Origin of the sequence: Glycomyces sp. L485 (assembly GCF_022548875.1) — a bacterium.
Classification (GTDB): domain Bacteria; phylum Actinomycetota; class Actinomycetes; order Mycobacteriales; family Micromonosporaceae; genus Glycomyces.
In genome coordinates, this window is sequence record NZ_JAKZEW010000042.1 from 1 (window position 1) to 26007 (window position 26007).

Here is a 26007-nt window from a genome sequence, read left to right on the forward strand (position 1 = left end):
CAGCAACACCGCCAGCAGATGCGGCCTCACCGGCGGCACCGGCTGCGGCGATGCGTCTGGTTCACCCGGAGACGAATAAACCGCTGATCCCGGTGCGCTCGAACGTGATCGAAGATCCCATCCCGTTCTTAACCTGCCCGCCGCGGGACGCCGCGGCGGGGAAGGCGCCACATACAGCCGCCAGCTCGAAACCGGAAACGGCTTCGAGCCATTCCCCGTGCCCAGGACCAGAACACCACACCCAAAGTGCCCCAAGTCTCCACACCCGAGCGGCCCGAACCGACATCCCCTCACAGCCCCCGAACCCACAGCCCCAGCCACAGCCGCCGGACCGGCCCCTAGAGTCCCGCTCCCGCTCCCGCTCCTGCTCCTGCTCCTGCTCCCCACGACCGGCCTCCGTGGCCGACAACCCGTCCCCGACTCCACCCAGCTCTTTCGTCGCTGATCGATTGAAGCCCAAGCGAGAGGCACCGGGAGCCGAAGACACCGCCCCGCCCAACCCTCCACCTCGTCATCGCCGCCGCCCTTGGCGCAGAGCAACCATCCACCCCACACCACTCCCGCCAACGAAACCTCTGCCATTGCCGGACTCACCAGGCGAACGTGAACAGACTCATGGGCGGCTGAGGCGCGACTCCGTGCGAGGCAACTCCTCGCCATCATTGATTGCTTGGCTGAAACCGAGCGGCCGACGACCTCCGTGGATCAGCTCTGTCAGGGCTCATCCTTCGGCCGACGGCGGATCTCGTAGACGCGGCACGGGACTTCGAAGCCGGGTACGACCGTCACCCGTTCGAGGATCATGCCGAGCTTCTCGGCTACCCGCATCGAGGCCGCGTTCTCAGCGTGGATGCACGAGACGAGCCGCTCCATGTCCAAGTCATCGAAGGCGAAGCGGATCGCCTCCCGGGCCGCCTCCGGGGCGTATCCCTTGCCCCAGTGGGGACGGGCGATCCTCCAGCCGACCTCCACGGCCGGGAGGATCTCGGGCAGGAACTCCGGGACGGCCAGAGCCGCGAAACCGATGAGTTCGCCGGTCTCCTTCAGCTCCACCGCCAGCGTGCCCCAGCCCTGTGCGTCCCAGTGCAGCACGAGCCTCTCGACGCCCTCGCGGGTCTGCTCGACCGTGCGCGGCCCTCCGTTGCCGATGTAGCGCATGACCTGGGGGTCTGCGTTGATCTCGGCGAAAGGTTCGACGTCGGCCACGGTGAACGGCCGAAGAACGAGCCGGTCGGTCTCCAGTCGCACGCTCATCGCCTCGGCGGCCTGCTCAACTGGGTCTTGACGTGCCAGCAGTAGATCCACACCAACGCGAAGACCACCCCCGCGGCCCCGAGCGCCCAGTGAATGAACCAGCACGAGACCAGTGCCGCCTGGACGACGGCGCCGGCGGGCCACACCCACGGGCGTTTCGCCATGCCCGCCAAGACGACACAGGCGGCGGCGAGGACGAGGACGACCGTGACGGCGACGGTGGCGTCGTCGAGGAGGATGCGCATCGGGACGATCGCGAGCAGCAGGGCGAGCGCCTCGAAGCCGAGCGCGATCGCGGCCAGGCCGCGCGCGGCCTTCTGCGGGTCCCTCAGGCCCGAGTCCGATGCCCGGTCAGCCACGGCGCACCAGGAGCTTCCGTGCGTCGGCGACGGTGAAGACCGAGCCGGTGATCAGGACGCCGCCACCGCTCTCGTAGATGTCCTCGGCCTCCTCGGCCAGCTCGATCGCGCGCGCTATGGCGTCGGACATGTGAGGCTGGACGATGACGCGTTCGGGCCCGAAGATCTCGCGGGCGGTCTTCGCGAGCGTCGCGGCCGGCATCGCCCGCTCCGAGTTGGACTTGGTGATCACGATCTCGTCGACGATCGGTTCGAGGAGTTCGAGCATGTGGTCGACCTCCTTGTCGGCGAGCATGCCGACGACGGCCACGAGCTTGCGGAAGTTGAACTCCTCCCCCACCGCCTCCGTCATGGCCTCCATGCCTGCGGGGTTGTGGGCGGCGTCGAGGACGACCGTCGGCGCTGTACGCACCACTTCGAGCCGGCCCGGCGAGGTGAAGTCCGCGAAGGCCTCTCCGACGACCTGCGCGTCGAGCGCCTTCGGCTCGCCCGCGCCGAGGAGGACCTCGACGGCTGCGAGCGCGAGCGCCGCGTTGTGGGCCTGATATTCGCCGTGGAGCGGCAGGAACAGGTCCTCGTAGCGGGCCGCCCTGGTCTCGATGGTGAGCAGCTGCCCGCCCACCGCCACCTCGCGGGAGGTGACCTCGAAACCGCGGCCCTCGGGCACGAGCTTCGCGCCGACCGCCTGGGCGCGGCGCAGCAGCGGCTCCATCGCGGCGCGCTCCTGCGTGGACGTGACGAGCGTCGAGCCCTCGTGGACGATGCCGGCCTTCATCGTGGCGATCTCGGCGAGCGTGTCGCCGAGCCATTTGGTGTGGTCGATGGCGATCGGGGTGATGACTGCGACCGGCGCGTTCAGGATGTTCGTCGAGTCGGTCTCGCCGCCGAGCCCGACCTCGACGACGGCGACGTCGATCGGGGTGTCCGCGAACGCGCCCATGGCGAGCGCGACGGTCATCTCGAAGTACGTGAGCTTCTCCTCGGCCCCCGCGTCCACCAGGTCGGCGAGCGGCGCGATCTCGTAGTGCTGGGCGGCCAGTCTGTCGGGGGCGATCGGCTCGCCGTCGATGCAGATCCGCTCGGTGACGTCGACCAGGTGCGGCGAGGTGAACATGCCGGTGCGCAGGTTGTGGCCGCGCAGCAGACGCTCGATCATCCGCGTCGTCGAGGTCTTGCCGTTGGTGCCGGTGATGTGGATCGTGCGGAACGCCCGCTGCGGGTCGCCCATGAGGTCCAGCAGCGCCTTGATCCGGTCGAGCGTGAAGTCCCAGCGGGAGAACCCGCGGGCCTCCAGCGCGGCCTCGACTTGCGCCAGTTCGGCATTGCGCATGCGACTCACCTCAGGACAGCCGGTCGAGCTGGGCGGTGACGCGGGCGATGTCGGCCTCGGCGGCGGCCTTGCGGGCGCGGATCTTGTCGACCACGTCGTCGGGGGCCTTCGCGAGGAACGCCTCGTTGCCGAGTTTCTTCGTCGTGCCGTCGAGCTCCTTCTGGGCGGCCTTGAGGGCCTTCTCCAGTCGGGCCCGCTCAGCGCCGACGTCGATCGCGCCGGAGGTGTCGAGCGCGACCGTCACGCGGTCGGAGACGGCGAGTTCGGCGGTCGGTTCGAAGCCCGAGGCGGGCTCGTCGAGCTTGACGAGGTTGCGGATGAGCCGCTCCTCGCCGGCCAGGCCCGCGTCGGCGAGGCCGTCGAGGCGCGCGGCCACGCGCTGGCTGGGCTTGACGCCTTGGCCGTCGCGGAATCGCCGCACCTCGACCACGAGGTGCTGGAGGGCGGCCACGAGCCGCTCGGTCTCGTCGTCGGAGCCGGCGGCTTCGGGCCAGGCGGCCACGGTGAGCGAGTCGCCGCGCTCTTCACCGCCGGTGAGCTCCAGCCACAGCTCCTCGGTGACGAACGGGATGACCGGGTGGAGCAGGCGCAGCAGCTGGTCGAAGACGTGGCCGAGCACGCGGCGGGTGTCGTCGGCCGCCTGCCCGCCCTCGGCGAGGACCGGCTTGGTCAGCTCCAGGTACCAGTCGAAGACGTCGTCCCACGCGAAGTGGTAGAGCGCGTCCATGGCCTTGGCGAACTCGTAGTCCTCGAGGTAGCCGTCCACGGCTTCGACGGTGCGCGACAACCGCGTGAGGATCCACCGGTCGATCAGCGACGGCTCCGCGGGCAGGTCGCCTTCGACGGTGGCGCCGCTCATGAGCGCGAACCGGGTGCCGTTCCACAGCTTGTTGCAGAAGTTGCGGCTGATCTCGGCCAGTTCGATGGAGGCGGTGTTGTCGCTGCCGGGCTGGGCGTCGCGTGCGAGCATGAACCGGAGCGCGTCGGCCCCATAGGAGTCGACCACTTCGAGCGGGTCGATGCCGTTGCCCGAGGACTTCGACATCTTCTTGCCTTCTTTGTCGCGGATGAGCCCGTGGAGGTACACCTCCGAGAACGGGGCCCGGCCCATCGCGTAGGTCCCGAACATCATCATCCGGACGACCCAGAAGAAGATGATGTCCTGGCCGGTGATGAGCGACGCGGTCGGGTAGAACTTCTCCAGCGCCGGCGTGGCCTCGGGCCAGCCGAGCGTCGAGAACGGCCACAGCGCCGAGGAGAACCACGTGTCGAGCACGTCGGGGTCCTGCTCGTAGCCCTCGGGGGCCTCCTCGCCTGGCCCCACGCACACCTGGTCGCCGTCGGGGCCGTACCAGATCGGGATGCGGTGGCCCCACCACAGCTGGCGCGAGATGCACCAGTCGAGCAGGTTGTCCACCCACGAGAAGTAGCGCTTCTCCATCTCGGGCGGGTGGATCTTCGTCTCCCCGTTCCGGACGGCGTCGGCGGCGAGTTTCGCGAGCCGCTCGACCTTCACGAACCACTGCTTCGACAGGCGCGGTTCGACCACGGTGTCGCAGCGGTCGCAGTGGCCCACGGCGTGCATGTACGGCCGCTTCTCTGACACGATGCGGCCCTCGGCCCGCAGCGCGGCGGCGATCGCGTTGCGCGCCTCGAACCGGTCGAGGCCTTGGAACGGGCCGTGCGCGGTGATGACGCCGCGCTCGTCCATGATGAGGATGGACGCCAGGTCGTGCCGCTGGCCGATCGCGAAGTCGTTCGGGTCGTGGGCGGGGGTCACCTTGACCGCGCCGGTCCCGAACTCGGGGTCGACGTGCTCGTCGGCGACGATCGGGATGCGGCGCCCGGTGAAGGGCAGTTCCACGGTCTTGCCGAGCAGGTGCGCGTAGCGCTCGTCGTCGGGGTGGACGGCCACGGCGGTGTCGCCGAGCATGGTCTCCAGGCGGGTCGTGGCGACCACGATGGAGTCCTCGCCCTCGCCGTAGCGCATCGACACGAGCTCGCCTGCGTCGTCGGCGTGCTCCACCTCGATGTCCGACAGCGCGGTCATGCACCGCGGGCACCAGTTGATGATGCGCTCGGCGCGGTAGATCATGCCGTCGTCGTAGAGGCGCTTGAAGATCGTCTGGACGGCATGGGACAGGCCCTCGTCGAGCGTGAACCGCTCGCGGGACCAGTCGACGCCGTCGCCGATCTTCTTCATCTGGTTGGAGATGCGGTCGTGGTAGGTGTCCTTCCACTCCCACACGCGCTCCACGAAGGCCTCGCGGCCCAGGTCGTGGCGGGACAGGCCCTCCTTGTCGGCGAGCTGGCGCTCCACGACGTTCTGGGTGGAGATGCCGGCGTGGTCGGTGCCGGGCAGGAACAGGGCCTCCTTGCCGCGCATGCGCTCGCGGCGCACCATCGCGTCGATGAGCGTGTGGTTGAGCGCGTGCCCCAAGTGGAGCTGGCCGGTCACGTTCGGCGGCGGGATCACGATGCAGTACGGGTCGCGATCGGAGTCGTCGGCAGCCTTGAAGCGGCCGTCCGCTACCCACTCCGCGTAGCGACGCGCCTCTACCTCTACGGGCGCGTACGTCTTCGACAGGCGGGTTTCTCGGATCGGTGGCTTCTTCGCTGCATCTGTCACCCCACCAGTGTAAGGACGGCGTTAAGTGACCGTCGACGAGGTTTCGCCGGTGTTCCCCAGGACGCTGCGCGCCGCCGAGGCGACGTCTGTGCGGCCCTCGGCCACGTCGGCCGCGAGCTCGTCGGTGACTTCGTAGCGGCGGCGCAGTTCGGCCTCGACGATCGCGTGGATCTCGGCGGCGGCCCGCTCGCGGCGCTTGACGGCGAGGTGGTCGGCGCTCGAGAGCCAGTCGCGGTGCTTCGCGATCGCCTCGACCAGTTCGTCGACGCCGGTCCCCTCGTGGGCGACGGTCTTCACGACCGGCTGGCGCCACTCGCCGGGTTCGCGCTTGACCAGCGACATCATCGCCCGCAGGTCGCGCACCGCCGAGTCGGCGCCGGGTCGGTCGGCCTTGTTGACGACGTAGACGTCGGCGATCTCGACCACGCCCGCCTTGACGGCCTGGATGCCGTCGCCCATGCCGGGGGCGAGCAGCAGCAGCGTGGTGTCGGCGAGCCCGGCGATCTCGACCTCGGCCTGACCGACGCCGACGGTCTCTACGACGACGACGTCGAAGCCGAGCCCTTCGAGGAGTCGCACGGCCGCGCCGGTGGTGGCGGCGAGTCCACCGAGGTGCCCGCGGGTTGCCACCGAGCGGATGTAGACGCCGTCGTCGAGGGCGTGGTCGGACATGCGGATCCGGTCGCCGAGGATCGCGCCGCCGCTGAACGGGCTCGACGGGTCGACCGCGAGGACCGCGACGCGCAGCCCGGCCTCGCGCCAGGCGCCGATGAGCGCGGAGACGAGGGTGGACTTGCCGACGCCGGGCGAGCCGGTGACGCCGACGATCGTCGCGTCGCCTCCCGTCACCGACGCTGCGACCTCGACGGAGTCCGCGGTGTGGTTCTCCACGGCGCTGAGGAGCCTGGCCACGGCCCGGCGGTCGCCCGCCCGGGCCGAAGCGACGATTTCCTCGACCAGCATCAGGCTCCCTTGAGGACGAGCGCGTCGCCTTGGCCGCCGCCGCCGCACAGCCCGGCCGCGCCGACCTGGCCGGGGCCGAGCTGGCGGGCCAGCGTCTGCGTCAGCCGCGCGCCCGATGCGCCGATCGGGTGGCCGAGCGCGATGGCGCCGCCTTCGGGGTTGACGCGGTCGAGGCCGACGCCGAGGGCGGCGGCCGAGGCGAGCACGACGGCGGCGAACGCCTCGTTGATCTCGACGACTTCGAGGTCGGCGGCGCCGTACCCGGTGCCTTCGAGAGCGGCGCCGATCGCGTTCGCGGGCTGCTCCAGCAGTGAGTTGTCCGGTCCGGCGACGGTGCCGTATCCGAGGATCTCTGCGATGTACGCCCAGCCGTTCGCCTCGGCGACCGACTTGCGGGACAGGACCAGCGCCGAGGCGCCGTCGGAGATCTGCGAGGCGGTGGCCGCGGTGATGGTGCCGTTCTCGGTGAACGCCGGGCGCAGCTGCGCGAGCGACTCCGGCGTCGACTCGGGCCTGATGCCCTCGTCTGCGTCGACCAGGCCGCGCCGGGTCTCGACCGAGGTGATCTCCTCGGCGAGGCGCTCGACGGCCTTGGCGGCCCTCTGGTGGCTGTACGCGGCGAACTCGTCCTGCCGGGTGCGCGTGATGTCCCTGCCGTTGAGGTGCCTCTCGGTCGACTCGCCCATGGAGATGCCGTCGTAGGCGTCGGTGAGCCCGTCGTAGGCGAGGTGGTCGATGAGGACGGCCTCGCCGTACTTGAAGCCGCGGCGCGAGCCGGGCAGCAGGTGCGGGGCGCGGCTCATGGACTCCATGCCGCCGGCGACGATCACCTCGGCGGCACCGCCGCGCAGGAGCTGGTCGGCCAGGCCGATCGCGGTCATGCCCGAGAGGCAGACCTTGTTCACAGACAGGGACGGCACGCTCATCGCGAGTCCGGCGGCGACGGCCGCCTGGCGGGCGGGGTTCTGACCGCTCCCGGCGGACAGGACCTGCCCGAGGAGGACCTGGTCGACCACGCCGGGTTCGATGCCGGCGCGCTCGATCGCGGCTCTGATCGCGGTCCCGGCCAGGTCGGTGGCGGGCACCTCGGCCAGGGATCCGTTGAACCGCCCGATCGGCGTGCGGGCGGCGGCGAGGATGACGGTGCTGTCGTTCATGGCGGACCTCCGTTGGTCTAATACCCTCGATCGTATGACGTTCACTGAGGGAATCGGATTGCGGCGCATCGATCACGTGGGAGTGGCGGTGCCCGACGTCGAACAGGCGCTGGAGTGGTACGCGGGGACGCTCGGCGGCGCGGCCGTCCACCGCGAGGTCAACGAGGCGCAGGGGGTGGTCGAGGTGATGGTCGCCTGGCCCGACGGCGGCGCGCAGGTCCAGCTCCTCGCTCCGCTCGACGAGTCCTCGCCGATCGCGAAGTTCCTCGACAAGAAGGGCCCGGGCCTCCAGCAGCTCGCCTTCACCGTCGACGACGTGGAGGCCGCGGCCGACGCGCTGCGGGCGAAGGGCGCGACATTGCTGTACGAGACGGCTCGGGAGGGGACGGCCGGGAGCCGGATCAATTTCGTCCATCCGAAGGACGCCGGCGGGGTCCTCCTCGAACTCGTCGAGCCCGCAAGCGATGCCGCGCAATAGGTGCGGTGTCGGATTTCCGACGCCGCCCGCAGGAGACCGAATCGGTCCACACTCGTTACACCTACCGAGTTCTGTGTCGTTCCAAGGCATTCGCCGGAATTGCTACTGAAGTGACAGGTGATGAGTCCTCCACAAACCCCTGACCTTGCTGTCGACAGTCGGCGGCTCATCTGCAACTATTAGGCCATGTCGCAGCAGCCCTCCAACAGTACCTTTTTCGACAACGCCGAATCGGTGCCGGAATTCCCCGTGCAGTTGCGGGGTTACGACAGGCACCAGGTGGATGACTTCATCCAGAAGAACCTGGCGAAACTGACGCAAACCGAGCAGCAGCGCACCGAGGCCGAACAGCGGATGACGGACGCACAGCGCCGCCTCCGCCAGGCCGAGCAGCGCATTCAGGGCCTTGAGCAGCGCCTGCAGGAGCAGACGAAGCAGCTTGAGGAGAACTCCCGCCCGACCCTCTCCGGTCTCGGTACCCGCGTCGAGCAGATCCTCCGTCTCGCCGAAGAGCAGGCCAACGAGCACCGCGCCGAGGCCAAGCGCGAGACCGAGGGCATCCTGTCGGCAGCCCGCCTCGAATCACGCGAGATCACCGACGCCGCCCGCGCCGAGGCCGGAAGCCTCAAGCAGAACGCCGAGCGCGAGGCCACCACCCTACGCACGCAGGTCGAACGCGAAGTCGCCGAACTGCGCACCAACGCCCGCCGCGAATGCGAGACGCTCCGGTCCGACGCCGAGCGCGAGACCAAGCAGCTGCGCACCGCCACCGGACACGAGGTCGCCGAGCTCAAGGCCTCCGTCGAGCGCGAGGTCGCCACCCTGCGCGCCACCGCCGACCGCGAGATCACCCAGCTGCGCGCCAAGGCCGCCCGCGAGGCCGAGGAGAAGCGGGCCGAGGCCGCGAAGCTCTTCGCCGAGGCGAAGGAGAAGCGGGACAAGGACCTCCAGGCCCTCGACCTCGAACTCGCCGAGCGCAAGGAGAAGGCCGAGCGCGAGGAGTCCGAGCGTCACGCACGCGCCGTCTCCGAGACCCAGAAGCTCGTCACCGACGCCGAGAACCGCGCGCGCGACGCCGAGGAGCGCGCCAAGTCCGCCGAGACCCGCGCCGAGGAGAAGCGCAGCGAGGCCGACTCCTACGCCGAAGAGACCACGACCAAGGCCAAGCGCGACGCGCAGAAGGCCGTCTCCGACGCCAAGTCCGAGGCCGAGCGCCTGCTGTCGGATGCCAAGTCCGACGCCGAGCGCGTCACCAAGGAGGCCGAGGACAAGGTCGCCGACCTCACCGCGAAGCGCGACGAGGTCCAGGCGACGCTGCGCAACATGACCCAGACGCTGTCGGGCATGATGGGCAACTTCCCCGGTGCCGACTTCGGAGATACAGGCGACGACAAGTAAACCTTGCGGATCCGCGTTACCGTCGTAGCCAACGGCAGATAAGAATTGTCCGGACGTAGGTCGACGGTGGAGGAACCACAGTTTCGGCCGCGTCCCGCCGCCCTCGGTCCCTTAGCCGGAGCGGCGGGACGCGGTCATGTGAGGATGAGCGTATGGCGCGTGACAACAGACATGGTGACGACAGTGACCTTCTGGCCGGATTCGGCGAGAGTGCGGGCACCGGACGCGGGTTCGAGACGGCGCTGCGTGGATACGCCAGAAAAGAAGTCGACGACTACATTGACAAGATCGAGTTCCAACGCGACACCCTCGCCGGCGAGCGCGCCGCGGCCCTGGAGCAGATCGACCGACTTGTAGTGCAGATCCAGCAGTTGCAGGCGCAGATCCAGGACCTGCGGCGGCGCAGCGCGGCCGGCGACAAGGCCTCGTACCGCCACTTGGGTGTCCGGATCGAGCACATGCTGACGCTGGCCGAGGAGCAGGCCGCCGAGATCAAGGCGAGCGCGCACTCCGAGACCGAGGAGCTGCACCGGCACGCCGAGAACAAGCTGCGCGAGGCCGAGGCCCAGATCGAGGAGGCCCGCAAAGACTTCGAGACGACGCTGAAGGCCCGTCGGGCCGCCGCCGAGAAGGCCGAGGCCGACCGGCGCGCGATCATCGACGCCGAGATCAACAAGCGCGCCCGCGAAGCACAGGCGATGGTCGACCAGGCCAAGGAGCGAGCGGCCGCTCTGGTCGCCGAGGCCGAGCAGGACGCCGAGAACAAGCGCGCCGCCGCTGACGAGCAGACCCGGCAGCTGGTCGCTCACGTGGAGCGGCTGCGTGCCGAGGCGCAGCAGATGAAGGACGACGCGGCGCTCGCCGCCGAGCAGTCCGTCGCCGAGGCCCGAGAGAAGGGCAAGCGGATCATCGCCGAGGCCGAGGCCGAGCTCGAGCGCAAGCGTGAAGCGCACGAGGCTGAGATGGAGGAGCTTCGCGCCGAGACGGTCGAGAACCTCGAACGGTTCAAGCAGGAGACCGAGACGTACGCGCAGACCGTCCGCACCGAGGCCGACAACGAGGCCACGCGGCTCCGCGCCGAGGCCGCCGACCAGGCGACGCTCACGCGCACCGAGGCGGCCGACGAGGCCAAGCGGGTGCGCCAGGAGGCGCAGCGGCGCGTCGAGGAGGCCGCGGCCGAAGCCGAGGCGCTCACGGCCGAGGCCGCCGAGCGGGCCGAGAAGCTCACGACCGAGGCCCAGGAGCAGGCCCGGAAGGTCACCGAGAAGTCCGAGGCCGCCGCGCTGCGGCTGTCCGAGGAGACCGAGCGGGAGACCCAGCGCCTGCGCGAGGAGGCGGCCGAGTCGAGCCGCTCCGAGCGCGAGCAGGCCGCTCAGGCGGCCCGCAAGCTCACCGAGGAGACCGAGTCGAAGATCGCGCGCCTGCGCGAGGAGGCCGCCGCGGAGTCCGAGCGGATCAACGCCGAGGCAGCCGAGAAGGCCGAGCGGGTCACCGAGGAGGCCGGTGCCGAGGCGCGGCGGCTTCGCACCGAGGCGGAGGCCGACCGCGAGCGCGCCCAGACCGAGGCCGAGAAGGCCCGCGCCGAGCTGGAGCAGGTCGAGGCCGAGCGCGAGCGGTTGCTCGCCGAGGCGAAGGCCGAGGCCGCGCGAGTCCTCGAAGCGGCGGAGCTGCAGGTCGAGGAGGTCAAGACCGAGCAGGCGTCGATCGTCTCCGAGGCCGAGAAACGCGCCGACTCGGCGAAGCGCCGGGCCGACGAGTTGTCGAAGTCCGCCAAGGAGCGGGCCCGCCGCGACGCCGAAGGCATCCTGGCGACCGCGCACTCGCAGGCCAAGAAGCTGCTGGAGGACGCCAGGTCGGGCAAGACCGAAAGCAAGGCCGACGGTAATGCTGGCGGCAAGGCCGACGGCAACGCTGACGGTAAGGTCGACGGCAAGCCTGCGACGGGGCCGAACAACCGCAAGCGCTCCTCTGGAGGCGGCAAGCAGTCCAGCGGCAACGGGCAGGCCGCAAAGGTCTCCTAAGACGCAAGATGAAGGGCCCGTACCGGTATCGGTACGGGCCCTTCATCTTGCGTCGTCGGGTTACTTGGCGCCGACCGGCTCGGGTTCCCGGTCCTTCGGCTTGTCGCCGGAGGGGCCGGAGTCGTCCGGACCCTTGCCGCGGCGCTTGGCCTCGCCGGACCCGCCGGGCGTGGTGCCCACGATCGGGCCGGAGGCGCGCTTCTTGTTCCACACGTCGAAGAACACCGCGGCGAGGACGACCAGGCCGAGGATGACGCTCTGAGCGTCCTGGCCGACCGACAGGATCGACATGCCCTGGTTCATGACGCCCATGACCAGACCGCCGATGACCGCGCCGATGATGGTGCCGACGCCGCCGCTCATGGACGCGCCGCCGATGAACGACGAGGCGATGGCGTGCAGCTCGAACATCTCGCCCGCGTCGGGAGTCGCCGACTGGAGGCGCGCGGTGAAGACGACGCCGGCGAGGCCCGCCAGCGCGCCCATGTTCACGAACACCCAGAAGCTCGTCTGCTTGGTCTTCACGCCGGAGAGCATCGCGGCCTTCTCGTTGCCGCCGCCCGCGTAGATGTGGCGGCCGAACACGGTCCGGTTGGCGATGAAGGTGTAGACGATCACGAGCACCACCAGGATGATGCCGATGATCGGCAGACCCCGGTAGGCGGCGAGGACGAGCGTGCCGATGAGTGCGGCCGCGGCGAGCAGCGACGTCTTGACGGCCCAGGCGACCGGGGAGCCGGAGGCGATCCGGTTGCGGACGGCGTTGCGCCGCCCTGAGACCTGCATCCACACGATGAAGGCGGTCGCGATGAACCCGATGACCAGCGTGGGCAGGTGGTAGCCGCCCACGAGGGACTCCTGTGCCCAGTAGCCGGAGCCGAGCATCCGGAATTCCTCGGAGCGGATGGAGATGGTCTTGGACTCCAGTGCCCACAGGGTGAGCCCGCGGAACAGGAGCATCCCGGCGAGGGTGACGATGAACGCCGGGATGCGCACGTAGGCGATCCAGAATCCCTGCCAGACGCCGATGAGGGCCCCGGTGGCGACGGCGACGAGGACGGCCAGGTACCACGGCAGGCCCCAGCTGGAGAGGGCGATCGCCGAGACCGCTCCCGAGAAGGCCAGGACCGAGCCGACCGAGAGGTCGATGTGGCCGTTGACGATGACCATCATCATCCCGATCGCGAGGATGAGGATGAATGAGTTCTGGACGATCGCGTTGGTGATGTTGCGCGGCGTCAGGAAGTTCTGGTCGAGCTTGGCGACCTCCAGCACCTGGAAGAGCAGCATGATGGACACCAGGGCGATGATCATGCCGTACTGGCGCAGGTTCGCCCCGCGCACCGCGTCTACTGCGTTTCGAAGCACGCTCACAGCTCCACTCCTCCCTTGGCGGTCTCGAGTGTCATCAAGCGCATCAGTTCCTCCTGGGTGGCGTTCTCTCTGTCGACCTGGCCGGTGATGTGGCCGGCGCTCATGGCGTAGATGCGGTCGCACATGCCGAGCAGTTCGGGCAGTTCGGAGGAGATCATGAGGACCCCCTTGCCCTGGTCGACCAGTTCGTGGATCAGCTCGTAGATCTCGTATTTCGCGCCGACGTCGATGCCTCGGGTCGGCTCGTCGAGGATGAGCAGTTCGGGTTCGGTGAAGACCCACTTGCCCAGCACGACTTTCTGCTGGTTGCCGCCGGAGAGATTGCCGGCGAGTTGGTACACCGACGGCGTCTTGACGCCGAAGTTGGAGCGCAGCTTCTCGGAGACCGCGGTGACCTGGTGCAGGTCGATCACCCCGCCCTTGGAGACCTTGTCGAGTCCGGCGAGCGTGAAGTTCTGCTGCAGGTCGTAGTCGAGGTGCAGTCCGTACTGCTTGCGGTCCTCGGTGGCGTAGGCGATGCCGGCGCCGATGGCGTCGGAGACGCTGCGCAGGCGCAGCTGCTTTCCGTCGAGGTTGAGCTCGCCGGTGATGTGGCTGCCCCAGGAGCGGCCGAACAGGCTCATGGCGAACTCGGTGCGGCCGGCGCCCATGAGGCCGGCGAGTCCGACGACCTCACCGCGGGCGACGGTGAGTTCGGCCTTGTTGACGATCACACGGTCTCGGTGCTCGGGGTGGTGGACGGTCCACTCCTTGACTTCGAAGAAGGTCTCGCCGATCTCGGGCGTGTGCGGCGGGAACAGGTGCTCCAGGTCGCGGCCGACCATGGACTTGATGAGGCGGTCCTCATCGACGGCGTCGTCGACGGTGTGGAGCGTCTCGATGGTCTTGCCGTCGCGGAGCACGGTGATCTCGTCGGCGACGGACAGGACTTCGCCGAGTTTGTGGGAGATGAGGATGCAGGTGACGCCCTCTTCCCTGAGGGAGCGCAGGAGCTCCAGCAGGTTCTCGGAGTCGGAGTCGTTGAGCGCCGCGGTGGGCTCGTCGAGGATCAGGACCTTGACCTGCTTGGACAGGGCCTTGGCGATCTCGACGAGCTGCTGCTTGCCGACGCCGATGTTCTCGACGAGGGTGCGCGGGTTGTCCGGGAGGCCGACCTTGCCCATGAGGCGGGCGGCCTCGGCGTTGGTCTTGTTCCAGGAGACGACGCCGCGCTTGGCCTGCTCGTTGCCGAGGAAGATGTTCTCGGCGATGGACAGCTCGGATACGAGGGCGAGCTCCTGGTGGATGATGACGACGCCGGAGTCCTCGGAGTCGCGGATGCTGCGGAATCGGGCGGGCCTGCCCTCGAGTTCGATCTCACCTTCGAAGTCGCCGTGGGCGTAGACGCCCGACAGGATCTTCATCAGCGTCGACTTGCCGGCGCCGTTCTCGCCGACGAGGGCGTGGATGGTGGCCCGCTTGACCCGCATGTCGACCCCGTCGAGGGCGAGCACGCCCGGGAATCGCTTGGTGATCCCCCTCATGCGGAGGATGTCTTCAGACATGACTGGTCCTAGGGAAATGACGTTGCTGCTCTGGAGAGAGGTTTCAAGGGGGGCGCCCCCGGGGGCCGGGGGCGCCCCTTCGAGGGGCTCGTTGTGGTGCGGGCCGGGTCTACTCGAGCTCGGAGGCGTCGATGTAGCCGGAGTCGACGAGCAGCTCCTGGTAGTTCTCGACCGTGACGATGTGCGGTTCGAGCAGGTTGGCCTCGACGACCTTGACGCCGTTGTCGTAGGACTCGGTGTCGTTGACCTCGGGCTCGTCGCCGTTGAGGATGGCGGTGACCATCTCGACGGTGACGCTGGCCAGGTCACGGGTGTCCTTGAAGATCGTGGCCGTCTGGCGGCCCTCGATGATCATCTGGACCGAGGCGACCTCGGCGTCCTGGCCCGAGGTGACGGGGAGTGCGTCCGAGGCGTAGCCGTTGCTCTCCAGGGAGGCGATGATGCCGCGGCTGATGCCGTCGTACGGCGACAGGACCGCGTGGACCTCGTCGCCGGAGTAGTGGGTGCTCAGCAGGTTGTCCATGCGGCTCTGGGCGACTTCGCCGTCCCAGCGCTCGGTGGCGATGGTGTTGATGTCGGTCTCGCCGGACTTGACCACGAGCTTGCCCTCGTCGATGTAGGGCTGGAGGGTGGCCATGGCGCCGTCGTAGAAGAAGAAGGCGTTGTTGTCGTCGATCGAGCCCGCGAAGAGCTCGATGTTGAACGGACCATCCTGGTTGTCGATGTCGAGTCCGTCGAGGATGGACTGGGCCTGGAGCACACCGACCTGGAAGTTGTCGAAGGTCGCGTAGTAGTCGACGTCTTCGGTCTCACGGATGAGGCGGTCGTAGGCGATGACGGTGATGTCCTCGTCCTTCGCCTGGGCGAGCACGCCGTTGAGGGACTGGTTGTCGATCGCGGCGATGACCAAGACGTCGGCACCCTGGGTGATCATGTTCTCGATCTGGTCGACCTGCCGGCCGACGTCGTCGCCGGCGAACTGGAGGTCGGTTTCGAAACCGGCCGACTCGAACTCGTTGACCAGGTTGTTGCCGTCGTCGATCCAGCGTTCCGAGGTCTGGGTGGGCATCGCGATGCCAACGCGGCCGCCGCCCTCGCCGTCGCCGGATTCGCTGTCACCGGAGGCGCAGGCGGTGGCGGTGAGGGACAGTGCGGCGACGCCGGCCAGGCCGGCGAATACGCGTCGTCGATTGACGTTCATTCAGTAGCACTCCTTCGTACCGGGCGATTCGGCTCCGTGGAAGCGATCACCCTGGGGTCAAGACCTCTCGATGCTTCAACGTTTTTGCACAAGCGTCAACTCCGGAAAGGTCTCGTGTCCGAATCGTTGCATTGCGAGGCCTGGAAATCCCGACAGTCGGGTCGGCGCAGGCCGATCGGACACCCATGGCCGCAGAGGATTTGACCGTCCGGCTCCGCTGCGCCACCCGTTCGTGCCATATACCTGCGGCCGACTACCACTCGACCGTTCGGATGGGATAGCCTCACATTTGGTGCCAAATCACGCCACCGAGTCAGACGTCCCCACCAGGGAGGTGACCATGCCCAGTACGACGACCGTCGGCGCAGCCACCGTCGACCGTTTACTGCATCGCGACCCGGTTTGCAGCGTTTTCAGCGGCATCGTCGCCTCTGACCCCACCAACCTCCTGTGCGTCACCGTCGCGCACGAGCGCGTCGACGGCTCACGCCGCGAGGTCTTCCTCGAATGGGCCTCGAAGCTCACCGGCCTCGCCGCCCATCCGCACCTGTCGCCGTGCGGCGCAGTCGGCCTGACCGAGAACGGCCGGCCTTACCTGGCCGTCGGCGCCACCAGGCGCAGCCTCGCCGACCTCCTCGCCGAATCGGGACCCATGCCCGCCGGGCAGGTCAGGGCCCTCGGCGTGGCCCTGGCCGACGCCGTCGCCGTCTACCACCGCGCCGGGCTCATCCACGGCGCCATCCAGCCCGGCCACCTTCTCGTCGGAGCCGGCCGGGTCCTCCAACTCACCGCGTACGACGTGACCGCACCGGTCCTGGCCGCGCCGCTGCCGCCGAGCCCGTACACCGCGCCCGAGCACCTCGACGCCGCCGTGGCCCGCGAAGTAGCCGCCAGCCCCGCCGGCGACGTGTACGCCCTGGCCACCGTCCTCTACTCCGCGCTCGGCGGACGGTTGCCGTGGGTCAGGTCCGGGCGCGAGGACGTCGCCGACCCGCTGCTGCGGGCCGCGCCGGTCCCCCACATCCCCGGCGTCGACACCGAGCTCACCGACGTCATCGGGGCCGCGCTCCACCCCGACCCCCGCCGCCGCCCCGCCTCCGACGTCTTCCGCGAGCAGCTCACGCAGCTCGACTTGAACGGACTGCGGGAGCCCGGATCCAAGCCGACCGAGGTCGCTTCCGGCCTGCTGCCGCGCCAGAAGCTGCGGCCGGTCACCGTCTCGGTCTCCACCGAACTCGCCCCGTACCGGCCGGGGCGCCCCCGCGTCGGTTTCAGGCCGCGGCTGCGCAAGATCGCCACGGCCACAGCGGGAGTCGCTCTCACCGGCGCGCTGCTCGGAGGCGCCGCCCTGGCGACGTACGCGGCGACGAACCCGGAGCCGACCGCGGCGGTCTGCACGAACACGGCCGAGCTGGGCGGTCTGGTCAGCGAGGAGCTCCAGGAGGGCACGATCGTCAACAGCTGGTGCGCCGGCGGGGAATTCGTCGTGGCTACTGTGGACTACGGCGGGGGCTCGGGCGGCGATGACACCGTCGAGACGCAGCGCCTGGCATGGCGCATCCAGGGCCAGCGGCTCGTTGCCGTCACCGACTGCACGGACGCCGCACTGCCGGAGACCGTCGTCGACTTCCTCAGCTGCGGTTAATCCCCTTCGCCGCCTTCACCTTCGCCCGGTTTCGGAAGGAAGCCCCCGAAGGCGGCCACGGTCTTGTTCGCGTACGCGGAGGTGTCGCCGCGCCCCATGGGGCCGTCCCATTCGCGCGGCAGGGGCGCGCGGTCCGGCAGGATCCGCCCGACGATCCGGTCGAGCGCCTCTTCGGCCTTGCCGACCCAGAGGTGCCCTCCGCCGGTGATTTCGACCACTTCGGACTGCGGGACGGCGGCGAAGCGGCGCTTCGCCTCTGGGTACTGGAGATAGTCGTCGTTCTCGGGGACGAGCGCGAGCAGCGGCCGGCCGTCCTCGGCCCACCGCGCCAGTTCGTCCTCAGTGGTGTACCGCAGCGGCGGGGACATGAGGACCGCGCCCTCCACGCCGGGCTCCAGGCCGTACTTCAAGGTCAGGTCGGTGCCGAAGGACCAGCCGACGAGCCAGGGCCGGGGCAGTTCGTGGAACTCGGCGTACTCGACGGCGGCGGCGACGTCGAAGCGCTCGCCGACGCCGCCGTCGAACTCGCCTTCGCTCCTGCCCTGCTGGGACTCGGTGCCGCGGGTGTTGAACCGCAGCACCGCCATGTTCGCCAGCGCGGGCAGCCTCCAGGCGGCTTTGCGGAAGACGTGGGAGTCCATCATGCCGCCGTGAGTGGGCAGCGGGTGGACGCAGATGATCGTCGCCTCCGGTTCGCCGCTCTCGGGGAGCGCGACCTCGCCGACGAGTTTCAGCCCGTCGGCCGTCTCGAGGGTGATCGATTCGGAGCGGGCGGGCAGCTTGCTCGCCGATCTGATGACATTCACGGCAAGGATTATCGCCCCGGCAGCCGGAGAAATCCACCGGCTGTGTCACATGTTTCAGTTCGCGTCACTACCTGAAATGACCGGGTCTGCGCCGGTCGCGGGCGTTCCAGCAGCCTTTGTGCCAGTGGCGGCGGTCGTCGCCGTCGCCGTCGTCGGCCCAGGCCACGACATGCGGGGTTCCCGGTCGGATCTCCAGGTCGCAGCCGGGGCAGCGGTAGGTCTTCTCCGCGGCGGATCCGGTGATGCGGCGGAACTGGTAGCGGCCGTCGGGTCCTTCGACGGTGCTGGAGTCCGCGGCGCTGGGGCGCCCGCGTTCGCTCTCGCGAAGGCGGCGGTTCTTCCTGGGCATCGGTCCGGCCTCAGGAGCGGTCGGAGTCGGCGCCGTCCTCGGTGGTCGGCTCCGCGGCGCTCGCCTCAAGGGCGGCCTCGCGTTCGAGGCGCTGGTTGAGGCGGCGCACGTGCTTGTTCATCCCCTTGATGAGGAAGACCGTCACGACGACGAGGAAGACCGTGATGAACAGACCGAGCGGCCCTGCCAGGGCCTGTTCTCGGTCCGGTCCGAATTGCTGTGCCAGGAACTCCACGTCTACAACGGTAGCCCCCGCGCTCAGTCCTCCTGCAGGGCCGGGAGCCGCCAGTCGACGGGGTCACCGCCTTGTTCGGCGAGGAGCTGGTTGGCGCGGCTGAACGGCTTGGAGCCGAAGAAGCCGCGGCGGGCGCTCAGCGGGGAGGGGTGGGGCGATTCGATCGAGGGGACCGGGCCGAGCAGCGGCTTGAGGTTGCGGGCGTTGGCGCCCCAGAGGATGGCGACGGCGGGGCCACCGCGCTGGGCCAAGGCGACGATGGCCTGCTCGGTGACCTTCTCCCAGCCCTTGCCCTGGTGCGAGTTCGGTTCGCCTGGGCGGACGCTGAGTGAGCGGTTGAGCAGGAGGACGCCCTGTTCGGCCCAGGGGGTGAGGTCGCCGTTGGCGGGCAGGGGGTGGCCGAGGTCGTCGCGGTATTCGTTGAAGATGTTGACGAGGCTGCGGGGCAGGGGACGCACGTCGGGGGCGACGGCGAAGGACAGGCCGATGGCGTGGCCGGGGGTGGGGTAGGGGTCCTGTCCGACGATGATCACCTTGACGTCGTCGAACGGATGCTGGAAGGCGCGGAGGATGTGCTCGGCGGCGGGCAGGTACTTGCGGCCTTCGGCCACCTCCTGGCGCAGGAACTCGCCCATCTTGGCGACGTCGTCGGCGACGGGGGCGAGGGCCTTGGCCCAGCTGGGCTCCACGAGTTCTTCAAGAGTCTTTTGCATGATTCAGATGCTAGATCCCGCCACCGTCAAGAAATACCCCGCGTCGCGCAGTGCCGCAACGATTTCGGTCGCGTGTTCGGAACCGCGCGTTTCGATCGAGAGGTCCACTGAGACTTCGCCGACGGACAGGCGCGGGTCGCTCCGCTGGTGGTAGACGTCGACGATGTTGCCGCCGTGAGCGCCGAGGAGCTGGAGGATGGAGGCGAGGGCGCCGGGCCTGTCGGGGCAGCGCAGGTTGCAGCGCAGGAACCGGCCTGAGGCGGCGAGGCCGTGCTCGATGAGGCGCATGAGCAGCAGCGGGTCGATGTTGCCGCCTGAGATGACGGCGACGGTTGGGCCCTCGTAGGCGACCGAGCGGTTGAGCAGGGCGGCGTAGGCGGTGGCGCCGGCGGGCTCGACGACGAGCTTGTTGCGTTCGAGCAGGGACAGCAGCGCCCGGCTGATGTCCTCTTCGGTGACGGTGACGATCTCGTCGACGAGATCGACGACGTGGGCGAAGGGCACATCGCCGGGCTTGCCGACTGCGATGCCGTCGGCGATGGTGTGCATCTTGTCGAGGCGGACGGGCTTGCCCGCGGCGAGGGAGTCGGGGTACGCGGCGGCGCCTTCGGCCTGGACGCCGACGATGCGTATGTCGGGGCGCAGTTCCCTGGCTGCGGCGGCGATGCCGGCCACGAGGCCGCCTCCGCCGACGGAGGCGACGATGGTGCCGGTCTCGGGCAGCTGGTCCAGGATCTCCAGGGCGATGGTGCCCTGGCCTGCGACGATGTCGCGGTGGTCGAAGGGGTGGATGAGGGTCGCGCCGGCCTCCTCGGCGAAGCGGTGCGCGGACTCGAGTGCGTCGTCGACGGTGGCGCCGCCGAGGATGACCTCGGCCCCGTAGCCCTTGGTGGCGGCGACCTTCGGAAGCGGGGCGGACTCGGGCATGAAGACGGTGGCGCGGGCGCCGACGGTGGAGGCGGCGAGGGCGACGCCTTGGGCGTGGTTGCCGGCGGATGCGGCGACGACGCCGCGTTCGCGCTGCTCGGGGGTCAGGCGGGAGACGCGCATGTAGGCGCCGCGGATCTTGAACGAGCCGGCGCGCTGCAGGTTCTCGCACTTGAGGAAGACGCCGGGGAGGACCGGGTCGCGGGAGGGTTCGAGGGGAGTGCGGCGCACGGTCCCTTCGAGTTCGGCGGCCGCCTGGCGGACGTCGGCGAGTGTTACGAGCTCGTTCACGTCTCCGATCGTAGTTCCCGCACCGGCCGGGCGGCCCGGTGCGCGCAGGCGGGGCGCCGCGCCGATTCACGGATTACGGGCTCCGCCGGGCGGCAAATCGGGCAGGGCCGTTGGCGCGGGTCGATTATGGTTGCGGCACTGTGGAAGGCCGCCTTCTTGATTCGACGTGGCGGCCGTATCGGATCGGAGTCGGCGCTAATGCGACGCAATAGGAATCAGATATCCTATATGATCGGGCCGGAATGGGATGCGCGCGAAGCTGAAACCGGTTACAATATCGGCTACGATCGATCACCCACCCCCTGGTGAGGATCACGAGCACCATCCGTTTCGCACGGAGGGAGACACCTTCTGTAACCTCGGGTTCACCCGTAGCGAGAAGGGTGGCCCGCGACACCTACGGGTTCCGCAAGGATTAAGCTACGCCTAGTCAAAAACGTCGATGAATCCGCTTCATCTTGGCGAAGATGAACCTACCGGTCCCCCCATTTGAACCCCTGGAGTAAACGGTGACTGCTGTCACGCTGAAGAACGTCTCGAAGGTGTTCCCCGGCGATACCCTGGCCGTGGACTCGTTGAACATGGAAGTCAATCACGGTGAGTTCCTGGTGCTCCTGGGCCCCTCCGGCTGCGGCAAGTCCACCGTGCTCCGAATGGTAGCCGGTTTGGAGACGCCCAGTGAAGGCGACATCCTGCTCGACGGAGCGTACGCCAATGACCTGCCCCCTCGCGAGCGCAATGCCGCGATGATCTTCCAGACTTTTGCACTTTATCCGCATATGTCGGTTGGGGATAATATTGGCTTCCCCCTGAAACTCGGCAAAAAGAACGGTGGACACAGTGTTCCCGAAGCGGTCGGGGACATGGCCAGCGCATTGGGAATCAGCGACCTACTCGAACGCAAACCAGGACAACTCTCCGGCGGCCAGCAGCAGCGCGTCGCAATGGGGCGGGCATTGGTCCGCAGTCCCAAACTCTTCCTCATGGACGAGCCGCTTTCCAACCTCGATATTGGACTCCGGGCCGAGCTCAGGACCGAGATCTCCTCGCTGGTTCGGCGCCACGACGCCACCACCCTGTACGTCACCCACGACCAGACCGAGGCGCTGACCATGGCCGACCGCGTCGCGGTCCTGCGCAAGGGCGTGCTCCAGGACGTCGGCACCCCCGACGAGATCTACGAGCGCCCCGCGACGATGTACGTCGCCGCCTTCCTCGGCACGCCCCGCATGAACCTCCTCGAAGCGCGTGTCAACGTCTTCCTCGACCGCTACGTGGCGCTCGACTTCGGCGACCAGGAGCTGCGCCTGCCCTGGCACGACCTGCGCGGCCGCGCCGTCGCGAGGTATCACGGCGAGAACATCGTCGTCGGCATGCGGGCCGAGGCGCTCGCGCCGGTCGCCGAGGGTCAGCCCGGCCAGTCCCTCCAGGGACGCGTGCGCTTCTACGAGCACCACGGCCACGAGACACTGGTCTTCCTCGACATCGGCGCCACCGCGATCGTGCCCGACGGCATCGGTGACAAGCCCGACCTGGCCCGCGACGGCTCCAAGCCGCGCCGACGCCTGACCGGCCTGCTCGCCGGCTTCGGCGTCCAGGCCGCCGAGCGACGCGCCGAAGAGGACACCGGGCCGATCCGCAAGCCTGCCGACCTGGTCTTCCGTCTGCCCCCGCACATCCCGATCTCGGCCGGGCAGCCGATCACCGTCGCCGTTCACATGGACGCGCTGCACTACTTCGACAAGTACGGCAAGCGCATCGACGTCGGCTGGAGCCAGCGCGCCTGACCGACGCGAAGAGCGCTTGAGGGGCCTGCGGCCCCTCAAGCGCTGATGTTCTTCCCGGGTGGCCGCCGCAGCCGGTGCCGGTGCCGGCCGCCCTCGGCCTGCGAATCAGCCTTCGAATATTTCGGTGCCGATGATCTTCACCGACAGCTCCATCCCGTTGGGTGCCTTGTAGGAGACGGTGTCGCCCTCTGCGTGACCGAGGATCGCGGCCCCCAGGGCGGAGTCCGGGCTGTAGACGGTCAGGTCGGTCGTGGCGCCGATCTCGCGGGAGCCCAGCAGGAACTTCTCGGTGTCGTCGGGGTCGCCGTCGAAGGCGATCGTCACGACCGTCCCGATCTGGATCTCGTCGCTGGCCTTGGCCTCGCCCACCTTCGCGTGGCGCAGCAGGTCCTCCAGTTGACGAATGCGTCCCTCCTGCTTGCCCTGCTCCTCCTTCGCGGCGTGGTAACCGCCGTTCTCGCGGAGGTCGCCCTCCTCGCGGCGCGCGTTGATCTCGGCCGCCATCACGGGGCGGTTCGCGACGAGCTCGTCCAACTCCGTCTTGAGGCGATCGTAGGCCTCCTGGGTCAGCCAAGTGCCCTGGTTGCTGTCGGTAGCCATATGTTCCAAATCCTCCGAATGTTGCGTTCCGTGCTCTGTACGGTCTGCTGCGTAGCGGGACGCGAGTAACAAAATGCCCGCCGACCGAGGTGAGGTGCGGCGGGCCGAAGATGAGTGGTCAGTCCGCCTTCCGGCACCGCTGGACTTCGCCGGTATTGGGTTCCCCCGTCACCGGGAGGGTGTGGGTCTCCACGACTCGGGTCGAGGAGTCCGCGGGGATCGGGACCTCCGCGGCGCCGATCTCGGCCCCGCTCATATCGCGGGATCTCACGCGGCATACCGCGCCCTCGCCCTCGGGCTTGTAGACCTCGAAGGTGATGTCGACCTGACCGGGTACCGAGTCGTCGAACGCCAGCAGGTTCGTCGTGTAGTCGCCGTGGCCGTACTGCTCGTGGAGCCGCCACGAAGCCGCGCCTCCGACGATCACCACCGCCAGCGTCAGCGCGGCCGCCACCAGCGGGCGCGAACGCCGCGGCTTACGACGGCGACCGTAGCGACCGTGCGGGAAGGCGACTTCGCCGGGATCGGGCACACGCCCGTCCAAGGTCAAGGTCTCGCTCATGTAGCCGCTCTCTAGCACTGACGTCGTCGGTCCGGGAAGAATCAATTATCGAGTATCGTTGCACAGAATGCCAGAGCCGACAACCTTCACATCCGTGCGAGTCGGCTCCAGCCCTCAGCTTCAGCTCTGCACCCACCAGTGAGGTCAGTACCCGTGTCCAACTCGTCCACCAGTCTGCGCTTGATGTGTGTTCACGCGCACCCCGACGACGAATCGAGCAAAGGCGCCGCCACCATGGCGCGCTACGTCCGAGAGGGCATCGAGGTGCTGGTCGTGACCTGCACCGGCGGCGAGCGCGGGGACGTGCTCAATCCGAAGATGGACCGCCCCGAGGTCCAGGCGGACCTCCCGCGGATCCGCACCGAGGAGATGGACCGGGCCCGCGAGATCCTCGGCGTGAAGCAGCACTGGCTGGGGTTCACCGACTCCGGCCTCCCCGAGGGGTGGCTCCCGGATTCGGGCATCGGGCTGCCCGAGGACGCCTTCTATCTGGTTCCCACCAGCCGGGCCGCCGGTCCACTGGTCGAGATCATGCGGTCATTCCGGCCCCACGTCGTGACCACGTACGACGAGGAGGGCGGCTACCCCCACCCCGACCACGTCAAGACACACAAGGTCTCCGTCGAGGCGTTCCGCGCCGCGGGCGACCCCGAGCGCTACATCGACCGGGGCGAGGCCTGGCAGCCGCTGAAGCTGTACTACAGCCACTCCTTCGGCAAGGGGCGGATCGAGGCGCTGCACCACGGCATGCTCGGCGCCGGCCTGGAGTCGCCGTACGCGGACTGGCTTGCCGGCAAGGACTGGGCGCGCGACAAGAGCGAGCGGGTCACCACGCGCGTCGAGTGCGCCGAGTACTTCCCGATCCGCGACGAGGCGCTCAAGGCGCACGCCACTCAGGTCGACCCCGACGGGTTCTGGTTCGCCGTGCCGTGCGAGATCCAGCAGAAGTTCTGGCCTACCGAGGACTACGAGCTCGTCGAATCCCACATCGACTACCGGCTTCCCGAGGACGACCTCTTCGCCGGACTGCGGTAGACACACCGGTCCCTCTGTCCCCGTTACTGTGCGGGAGCCGCAGAGGCCACTTCGACCGGCTTGAGCGATCCCGTTTCGCGCTCTTTCGGCCACCCTCAGTGAGGACAGAACTGTCGGGCTCCCGACACCACGGTGTAATTCCTCGGAAAGTGCGGGAACGTTGTTGCAAGCACGCCGCCGCGAGATACCGTGCCAGGAAAGCTCGGGCCGAGCAGGGCTCGCAAGCCTCGCCTAGACGTGGCCACGCGCAGTAGCCGGCGGCAACGGCAGAACGGAGGTGGAGCCATGGTCAGTCGCGAAACTTCACCGGCGCGGACAGAGTCGTTCGTCGGAAGTCTCCTCGTCGCCACGCCAACGCTGCAGGACCCCAACTTCGACCGGACCGTCGTGATCGGCGTCGGACACGAGTCCGACGGCGTGCTGGGCGTCGTCCTCAACCGCGCCACCGAGATGCCGGTGGCCGACGTGCTCGGCGACTGGGGCGGCCTGGCCGGCGACCCGGCGGTGCTCTTCGAGGGCGGCCCGGTGCAGCCGGAGGCCGCGATCGCGCTGGGCTGGAGCAAGGCCGACGCTCCCGAGTCGGAGGCGTTCCGGCCGGTCATGGGCCGGCTCGGGACGCTCGATCTGTCGAGGGACCCCGGCGAGGTCTCGCACCTGCTCGACGGGATGCGCGTGTTCGCCGGCTACGCCGGATGGGTGCCGGGGCAACTGGAGTCGGAGATCGACGCCGGCGCCTGGATGGTCTTCGACGCACTCCCCACCGATCCGTTCTCGACGAACCCCGAAGAGCTGTGGTCGATGGTGTGGAAACGCCAGGGCGGCCTGCTCTCCGCGGTGGCGCACTTCCCCGCCGACCCCGCCCTGAACTGACGCCCACTCGTCAAGGGCGCCAGACCATCAGGATGATCACTGCCGAGTAGAGCACGACGCCGAGCCCCGAGAGCACCAGAAGCCTCCCCCGATGCTGCTCCAGCACTTCCCCGTCCAGGACTCCATCGGAGTCCTGGAGTTCCTTGCCGATGCGGGCCAGAACGCCCGGGATGACCGCCGCACCGTTGAGGACGGCGAGGACGTAGAGCGTCGTGGAGACGATGAGCCACGGGGCTGCGAAGGTGTACTCGTCGCTTGTAGCCACTGCGAGGGTGCCGAAGACGGCGGAGAGGACGGTGAGCGCGTTGAAGGCCATGGTGCGGCGTCCGGCGGCGTGGACGGCGTCGCCGTCGCGCGCGAGCAGGGCCCGCTCGCCCAGCCAGGGCACGAGCATGGCGGGGCCGACGACGATCACCGCGATCAGCACGTGCAGGACCATCAGGATCGTGTTCATAAGGTGATCTTACGGACACGTCAGG

Annotated in this window: 24 protein-coding genes; 7 read left to right on the top strand and 17 right to left on the bottom strand. The window is 68.8% G+C overall.

Translation table 11 applies throughout. The features are described 5' to 3' along the window. Nucleotides 1-714 precede the first annotated feature (714 nt). The 6 genes from L0U85_RS16955 to L0U85_RS16980 are packed head-to-tail and all read right to left on the bottom strand — an operon-like array spanning nucleotide 715 to nucleotide 7692. On the bottom strand, nucleotides 715-1248 hold the full coding sequence (locus L0U85_RS16955) for a GNAT family N-acetyltransferase (RefSeq protein WP_241378941.1): 534 nt from the start codon (nucleotides 1246-1248) through the stop codon (nucleotides 715-717). Nucleotides 1249-1250: 2 nt separating this feature from the next. Continuing rightward, nucleotides 1251-1613, bottom strand: coding sequence for a DUF4233 domain-containing protein (locus tag L0U85_RS16960; protein ID WP_241378942.1), 363 nt, complete (start codon nucleotides 1611-1613; stop codon nucleotides 1251-1253). Then, entirely contained in the window at nucleotides 1606-2943 is a 1338-nt protein-coding gene (locus tag L0U85_RS16965; RefSeq protein WP_241378943.1) for a folylpolyglutamate synthase/dihydrofolate synthase family protein, read from the bottom strand. The genes L0U85_RS16960 and L0U85_RS16965 overlap by 8 nt, the downstream gene beginning before the upstream one ends. Nucleotides 2944-2953: 10 nt before the next feature. Further along, complete coding sequence (locus L0U85_RS16970) at nucleotides 2954-5572, bottom strand: valine--tRNA ligase (RefSeq protein WP_241378944.1); 2619 nt, start codon at nucleotides 5570-5572, stop codon at nucleotides 2954-2956. Between the two features lie 21 nt (nucleotides 5573-5593). After that, nucleotides 5594-6535 (bottom strand): methylmalonyl Co-A mutase-associated GTPase MeaB, encoded by a 942-nt coding sequence (gene meaB / locus L0U85_RS16975; protein ID WP_241378945.1) that lies wholly within the window; start codon nucleotides 6533-6535, stop codon nucleotides 5594-5596. Continuing rightward, the gene (locus tag L0U85_RS16980; RefSeq protein ID WP_241378946.1) at nucleotides 6535-7692 is read right to left on the bottom strand and encodes an acetyl-CoA C-acyltransferase; all 1158 of its coding nucleotides are present in this window, start codon (nucleotides 7690-7692) and stop codon (nucleotides 6535-6537) included. The genes meaB and L0U85_RS16980 overlap by 1 nt, the downstream gene beginning before the upstream one ends. A gap of 34 nt (nucleotides 7693-7726) precedes the next feature. Between L0U85_RS16980 and mce the strand changes: the two genes are divergently transcribed. The 3 genes from mce (at nucleotide 7727) to L0U85_RS16995 (ending at nucleotide 11589) form a co-directional block, all read left to right on the top strand. Next, nucleotides 7727-8170: a methylmalonyl-CoA epimerase gene (gene mce / locus L0U85_RS16985; RefSeq protein WP_241378947.1), complete on the top strand. Its 444-nt coding sequence runs from the start codon at nucleotides 7727-7729 to the stop codon at nucleotides 8168-8170. A gap of 186 nt (nucleotides 8171-8356) precedes the next feature. Further along, on the top strand, nucleotides 8357-9568 hold the full coding sequence (locus L0U85_RS16990) for a cell division protein DivIVA (RefSeq protein WP_241378948.1): 1212 nt from the start codon (nucleotides 8357-8359) through the stop codon (nucleotides 9566-9568). A gap of 152 nt (nucleotides 9569-9720) precedes the next feature. Then, nucleotides 9721-11589: a hypothetical protein gene (locus L0U85_RS16995; protein WP_241378949.1), complete on the top strand. Its 1869-nt coding sequence runs from the start codon at nucleotides 9721-9723 to the stop codon at nucleotides 11587-11589. A 60-nt stretch (nucleotides 11590-11649) separates the two neighbouring features. Here L0U85_RS16995 and mmsB read toward each other — a convergent pair whose 3' ends face one another. From mmsB to chvE, 3 genes are all read right to left on the bottom strand, one after another. Further along, the gene (mmsB, locus tag L0U85_RS17000; RefSeq protein WP_241378950.1) at nucleotides 11650-12963 is read right to left on the bottom strand and encodes a multiple monosaccharide ABC transporter permease; all 1314 of its coding nucleotides are present in this window, start codon (nucleotides 12961-12963) and stop codon (nucleotides 11650-11652) included. Continuing rightward, entirely contained in the window at nucleotides 12960-14507 is a 1548-nt protein-coding gene (gene mmsA, locus L0U85_RS17005; protein WP_241378951.1) for a multiple monosaccharide ABC transporter ATP-binding protein, read from the bottom strand. Before mmsA ends, mmsB begins: the two co-directional genes overlap by 4 nt. Before the next feature lie 109 nt (nucleotides 14508-14616). After that, nucleotides 14617-15708: a multiple monosaccharide ABC transporter substrate-binding protein gene (chvE, locus tag L0U85_RS17010; RefSeq protein WP_277605954.1), complete on the bottom strand. Its 1092-nt coding sequence runs from the start codon at nucleotides 15706-15708 to the stop codon at nucleotides 14617-14619. Between the two features lie 340 nt (nucleotides 15709-16048). On the opposite strand from chvE, the gene L0U85_RS17015 reads away from it, so the two are divergent. Next, complete coding sequence (locus tag L0U85_RS17015; protein ID WP_241378952.1) at nucleotides 16049-17353, top strand: hypothetical protein; 1305 nt, start codon at nucleotides 16049-16051, stop codon at nucleotides 17351-17353. Here the strand turns inward: L0U85_RS17015 and L0U85_RS17020 are convergent. The 5 genes from L0U85_RS17020 to ilvA form a co-directional block, all read right to left on the bottom strand. Then, on the bottom strand, nucleotides 17350-18159 hold the full coding sequence (locus L0U85_RS17020; protein ID WP_241378953.1) for an alpha/beta hydrolase: 810 nt from the start codon (nucleotides 18157-18159) through the stop codon (nucleotides 17350-17352). The genes L0U85_RS17015 and L0U85_RS17020 overlap by 4 nt on opposite strands. A 67-nt stretch (nucleotides 18160-18226) precedes the next feature. Beyond that, a complete protein-coding gene (locus tag L0U85_RS17025; RefSeq protein ID WP_241378954.1) occupies nucleotides 18227-18508 on the bottom strand; it encodes a hypothetical protein in 282 nt (93 codons plus the stop codon). A 10-nt stretch (nucleotides 18509-18518) separates the two neighbouring features. Beyond that, the gene (locus L0U85_RS17030; protein ID WP_241378955.1) at nucleotides 18519-18743 is read right to left on the bottom strand and encodes a hypothetical protein; all 225 of its coding nucleotides are present in this window, start codon (nucleotides 18741-18743) and stop codon (nucleotides 18519-18521) included. A 23-nt stretch (nucleotides 18744-18766) separates the two neighbouring features. Next, a complete protein-coding gene (locus L0U85_RS17035) occupies nucleotides 18767-19459 on the bottom strand; it encodes a uracil-DNA glycosylase (protein WP_347177471.1) in 693 nt (230 codons plus the stop codon). Then, nucleotides 19460-20674 (bottom strand): threonine ammonia-lyase, encoded by a 1215-nt coding sequence (gene ilvA / locus L0U85_RS17040; protein WP_241378957.1) that lies wholly within the window; start codon nucleotides 20672-20674, stop codon nucleotides 19460-19462. It abuts the gene before it with no gap. 509 nt (nucleotides 20675-21183) lie between these two features. Here ilvA and L0U85_RS17045 point away from each other — a divergent pair. Next, nucleotides 21184-22461: an ABC transporter ATP-binding protein gene (locus tag L0U85_RS17045; RefSeq protein WP_241378958.1), complete on the top strand. Its 1278-nt coding sequence runs from the start codon at nucleotides 21184-21186 to the stop codon at nucleotides 22459-22461. 105 nt (nucleotides 22462-22566) lie between these two features. On the opposite strand, the gene greA is transcribed toward L0U85_RS17045, so the two are convergent. Continuing rightward, the gene (gene greA / locus L0U85_RS17050) at nucleotides 22567-23061 is read right to left on the bottom strand and encodes a transcription elongation factor GreA (RefSeq protein ID WP_241378959.1); all 495 of its coding nucleotides are present in this window, start codon (nucleotides 23059-23061) and stop codon (nucleotides 22567-22569) included. A gap of 118 nt (nucleotides 23062-23179) precedes the next feature. Continuing rightward, nucleotides 23180-23623: a DUF4307 domain-containing protein gene (locus tag L0U85_RS17055; RefSeq protein WP_241378960.1), complete on the bottom strand. Its 444-nt coding sequence runs from the start codon at nucleotides 23621-23623 to the stop codon at nucleotides 23180-23182. A gap of 183 nt (nucleotides 23624-23806) precedes the next feature. On the opposite strand from L0U85_RS17055, the gene mca reads away from it, so the two are divergent. Beyond that, the gene (gene mca / locus L0U85_RS17060) at nucleotides 23807-24658 is read left to right on the top strand and encodes a mycothiol conjugate amidase Mca (protein ID WP_241378961.1); all 852 of its coding nucleotides are present in this window, start codon (nucleotides 23807-23809) and stop codon (nucleotides 24656-24658) included. 285 nt (nucleotides 24659-24943) lie between these two features. Beyond that, nucleotides 24944-25528 carry a YqgE/AlgH family protein gene (locus L0U85_RS17065; protein ID WP_241378962.1) on the top strand — a complete coding sequence of 195 codons (585 nt, stop codon included), beginning with the start codon at nucleotides 24944-24946 and terminating at the stop codon, nucleotides 25526-25528. Between the two features lie 10 nt (nucleotides 25529-25538). Here the strand turns inward: L0U85_RS17065 and L0U85_RS17070 are convergent, their stop codons facing one another. Then, entirely contained in the window at nucleotides 25539-25982 is a 444-nt protein-coding gene (locus L0U85_RS17070) for a DUF2269 family protein (RefSeq protein WP_241378963.1), read from the bottom strand. Between the last annotated feature and the right edge of the window lie 25 nt (nucleotides 25983-26007).

Excerpts from the sequence above, each read along its gene's own strand:
- L0U85_RS16965 (WP_241378943.1), bottom strand. The coding sequence starts at position 2,943 with ATGCGCAATGCCGAACTGGCGCAAGTCGAGGCCGCGCTGGAGGCCCGC.
- meaB (WP_241378945.1), bottom strand. The coding sequence starts at position 6,535 with ATGCTGGTCGAGGAAATCGTCGCTTCGGCCCGGGCGGGCGACCGCCGG.
- L0U85_RS16980 (WP_241378946.1), bottom strand. The coding sequence starts at position 7,692 with ATGAACGACAGCACCGTCATCCTCGCCGCCGCCCGCACGCCGATCGGG.
- mce (WP_241378947.1), top strand. The coding sequence starts at position 7,727 with ATGACGTTCACTGAGGGAATCGGATTGCGGCGCATCGATCACGTGGGA.
- L0U85_RS16990 (WP_241378948.1), top strand. The coding sequence starts at position 8,357 with ATGTCGCAGCAGCCCTCCAACAGTACCTTTTTCGACAACGCCGAATCG.
- L0U85_RS16995 (WP_241378949.1), top strand. The coding sequence starts at position 9,721 with ATGGCGCGTGACAACAGACATGGTGACGACAGTGACCTTCTGGCCGGA.
- mmsA (WP_241378951.1), bottom strand. The coding sequence starts at position 14,507 with ATGTCTGAAGACATCCTCCGCATGAGGGGGATCACCAAGCGATTCCCG.
- chvE (WP_277605954.1), bottom strand. The coding sequence starts at position 15,708 with ATGAACGTCAATCGACGACGCGTATTCGCCGGCCTGGCCGGCGTCGCC.
- L0U85_RS17015 (WP_241378952.1), top strand. The coding sequence starts at position 16,049 with ATGCCCAGTACGACGACCGTCGGCGCAGCCACCGTCGACCGTTTACTG.
- L0U85_RS17025 (WP_241378954.1), bottom strand. The coding sequence starts at position 18,508 with ATGCCCAGGAAGAACCGCCGCCTTCGCGAGAGCGAACGCGGGCGCCCC.
- greA (WP_241378959.1), bottom strand. The coding sequence starts at position 23,061 with ATGGCTACCGACAGCAACCAGGGCACTTGGCTGACCCAGGAGGCCTAC.
- L0U85_RS17055 (WP_241378960.1), bottom strand. The coding sequence starts at position 23,623 with ATGAGCGAGACCTTGACCTTGGACGGGCGTGTGCCCGATCCCGGCGAA.
- mca (WP_241378961.1), top strand. The coding sequence starts at position 23,807 with ATGTGTGTTCACGCGCACCCCGACGACGAATCGAGCAAAGGCGCCGCC.
- L0U85_RS17065 (WP_241378962.1), top strand. The coding sequence starts at position 24,944 with ATGGTCAGTCGCGAAACTTCACCGGCGCGGACAGAGTCGTTCGTCGGA.
- L0U85_RS17070 (WP_241378963.1), bottom strand. The coding sequence starts at position 25,982 with ATGAACACGATCCTGATGGTCCTGCACGTGCTGATCGCGGTGATCGTC.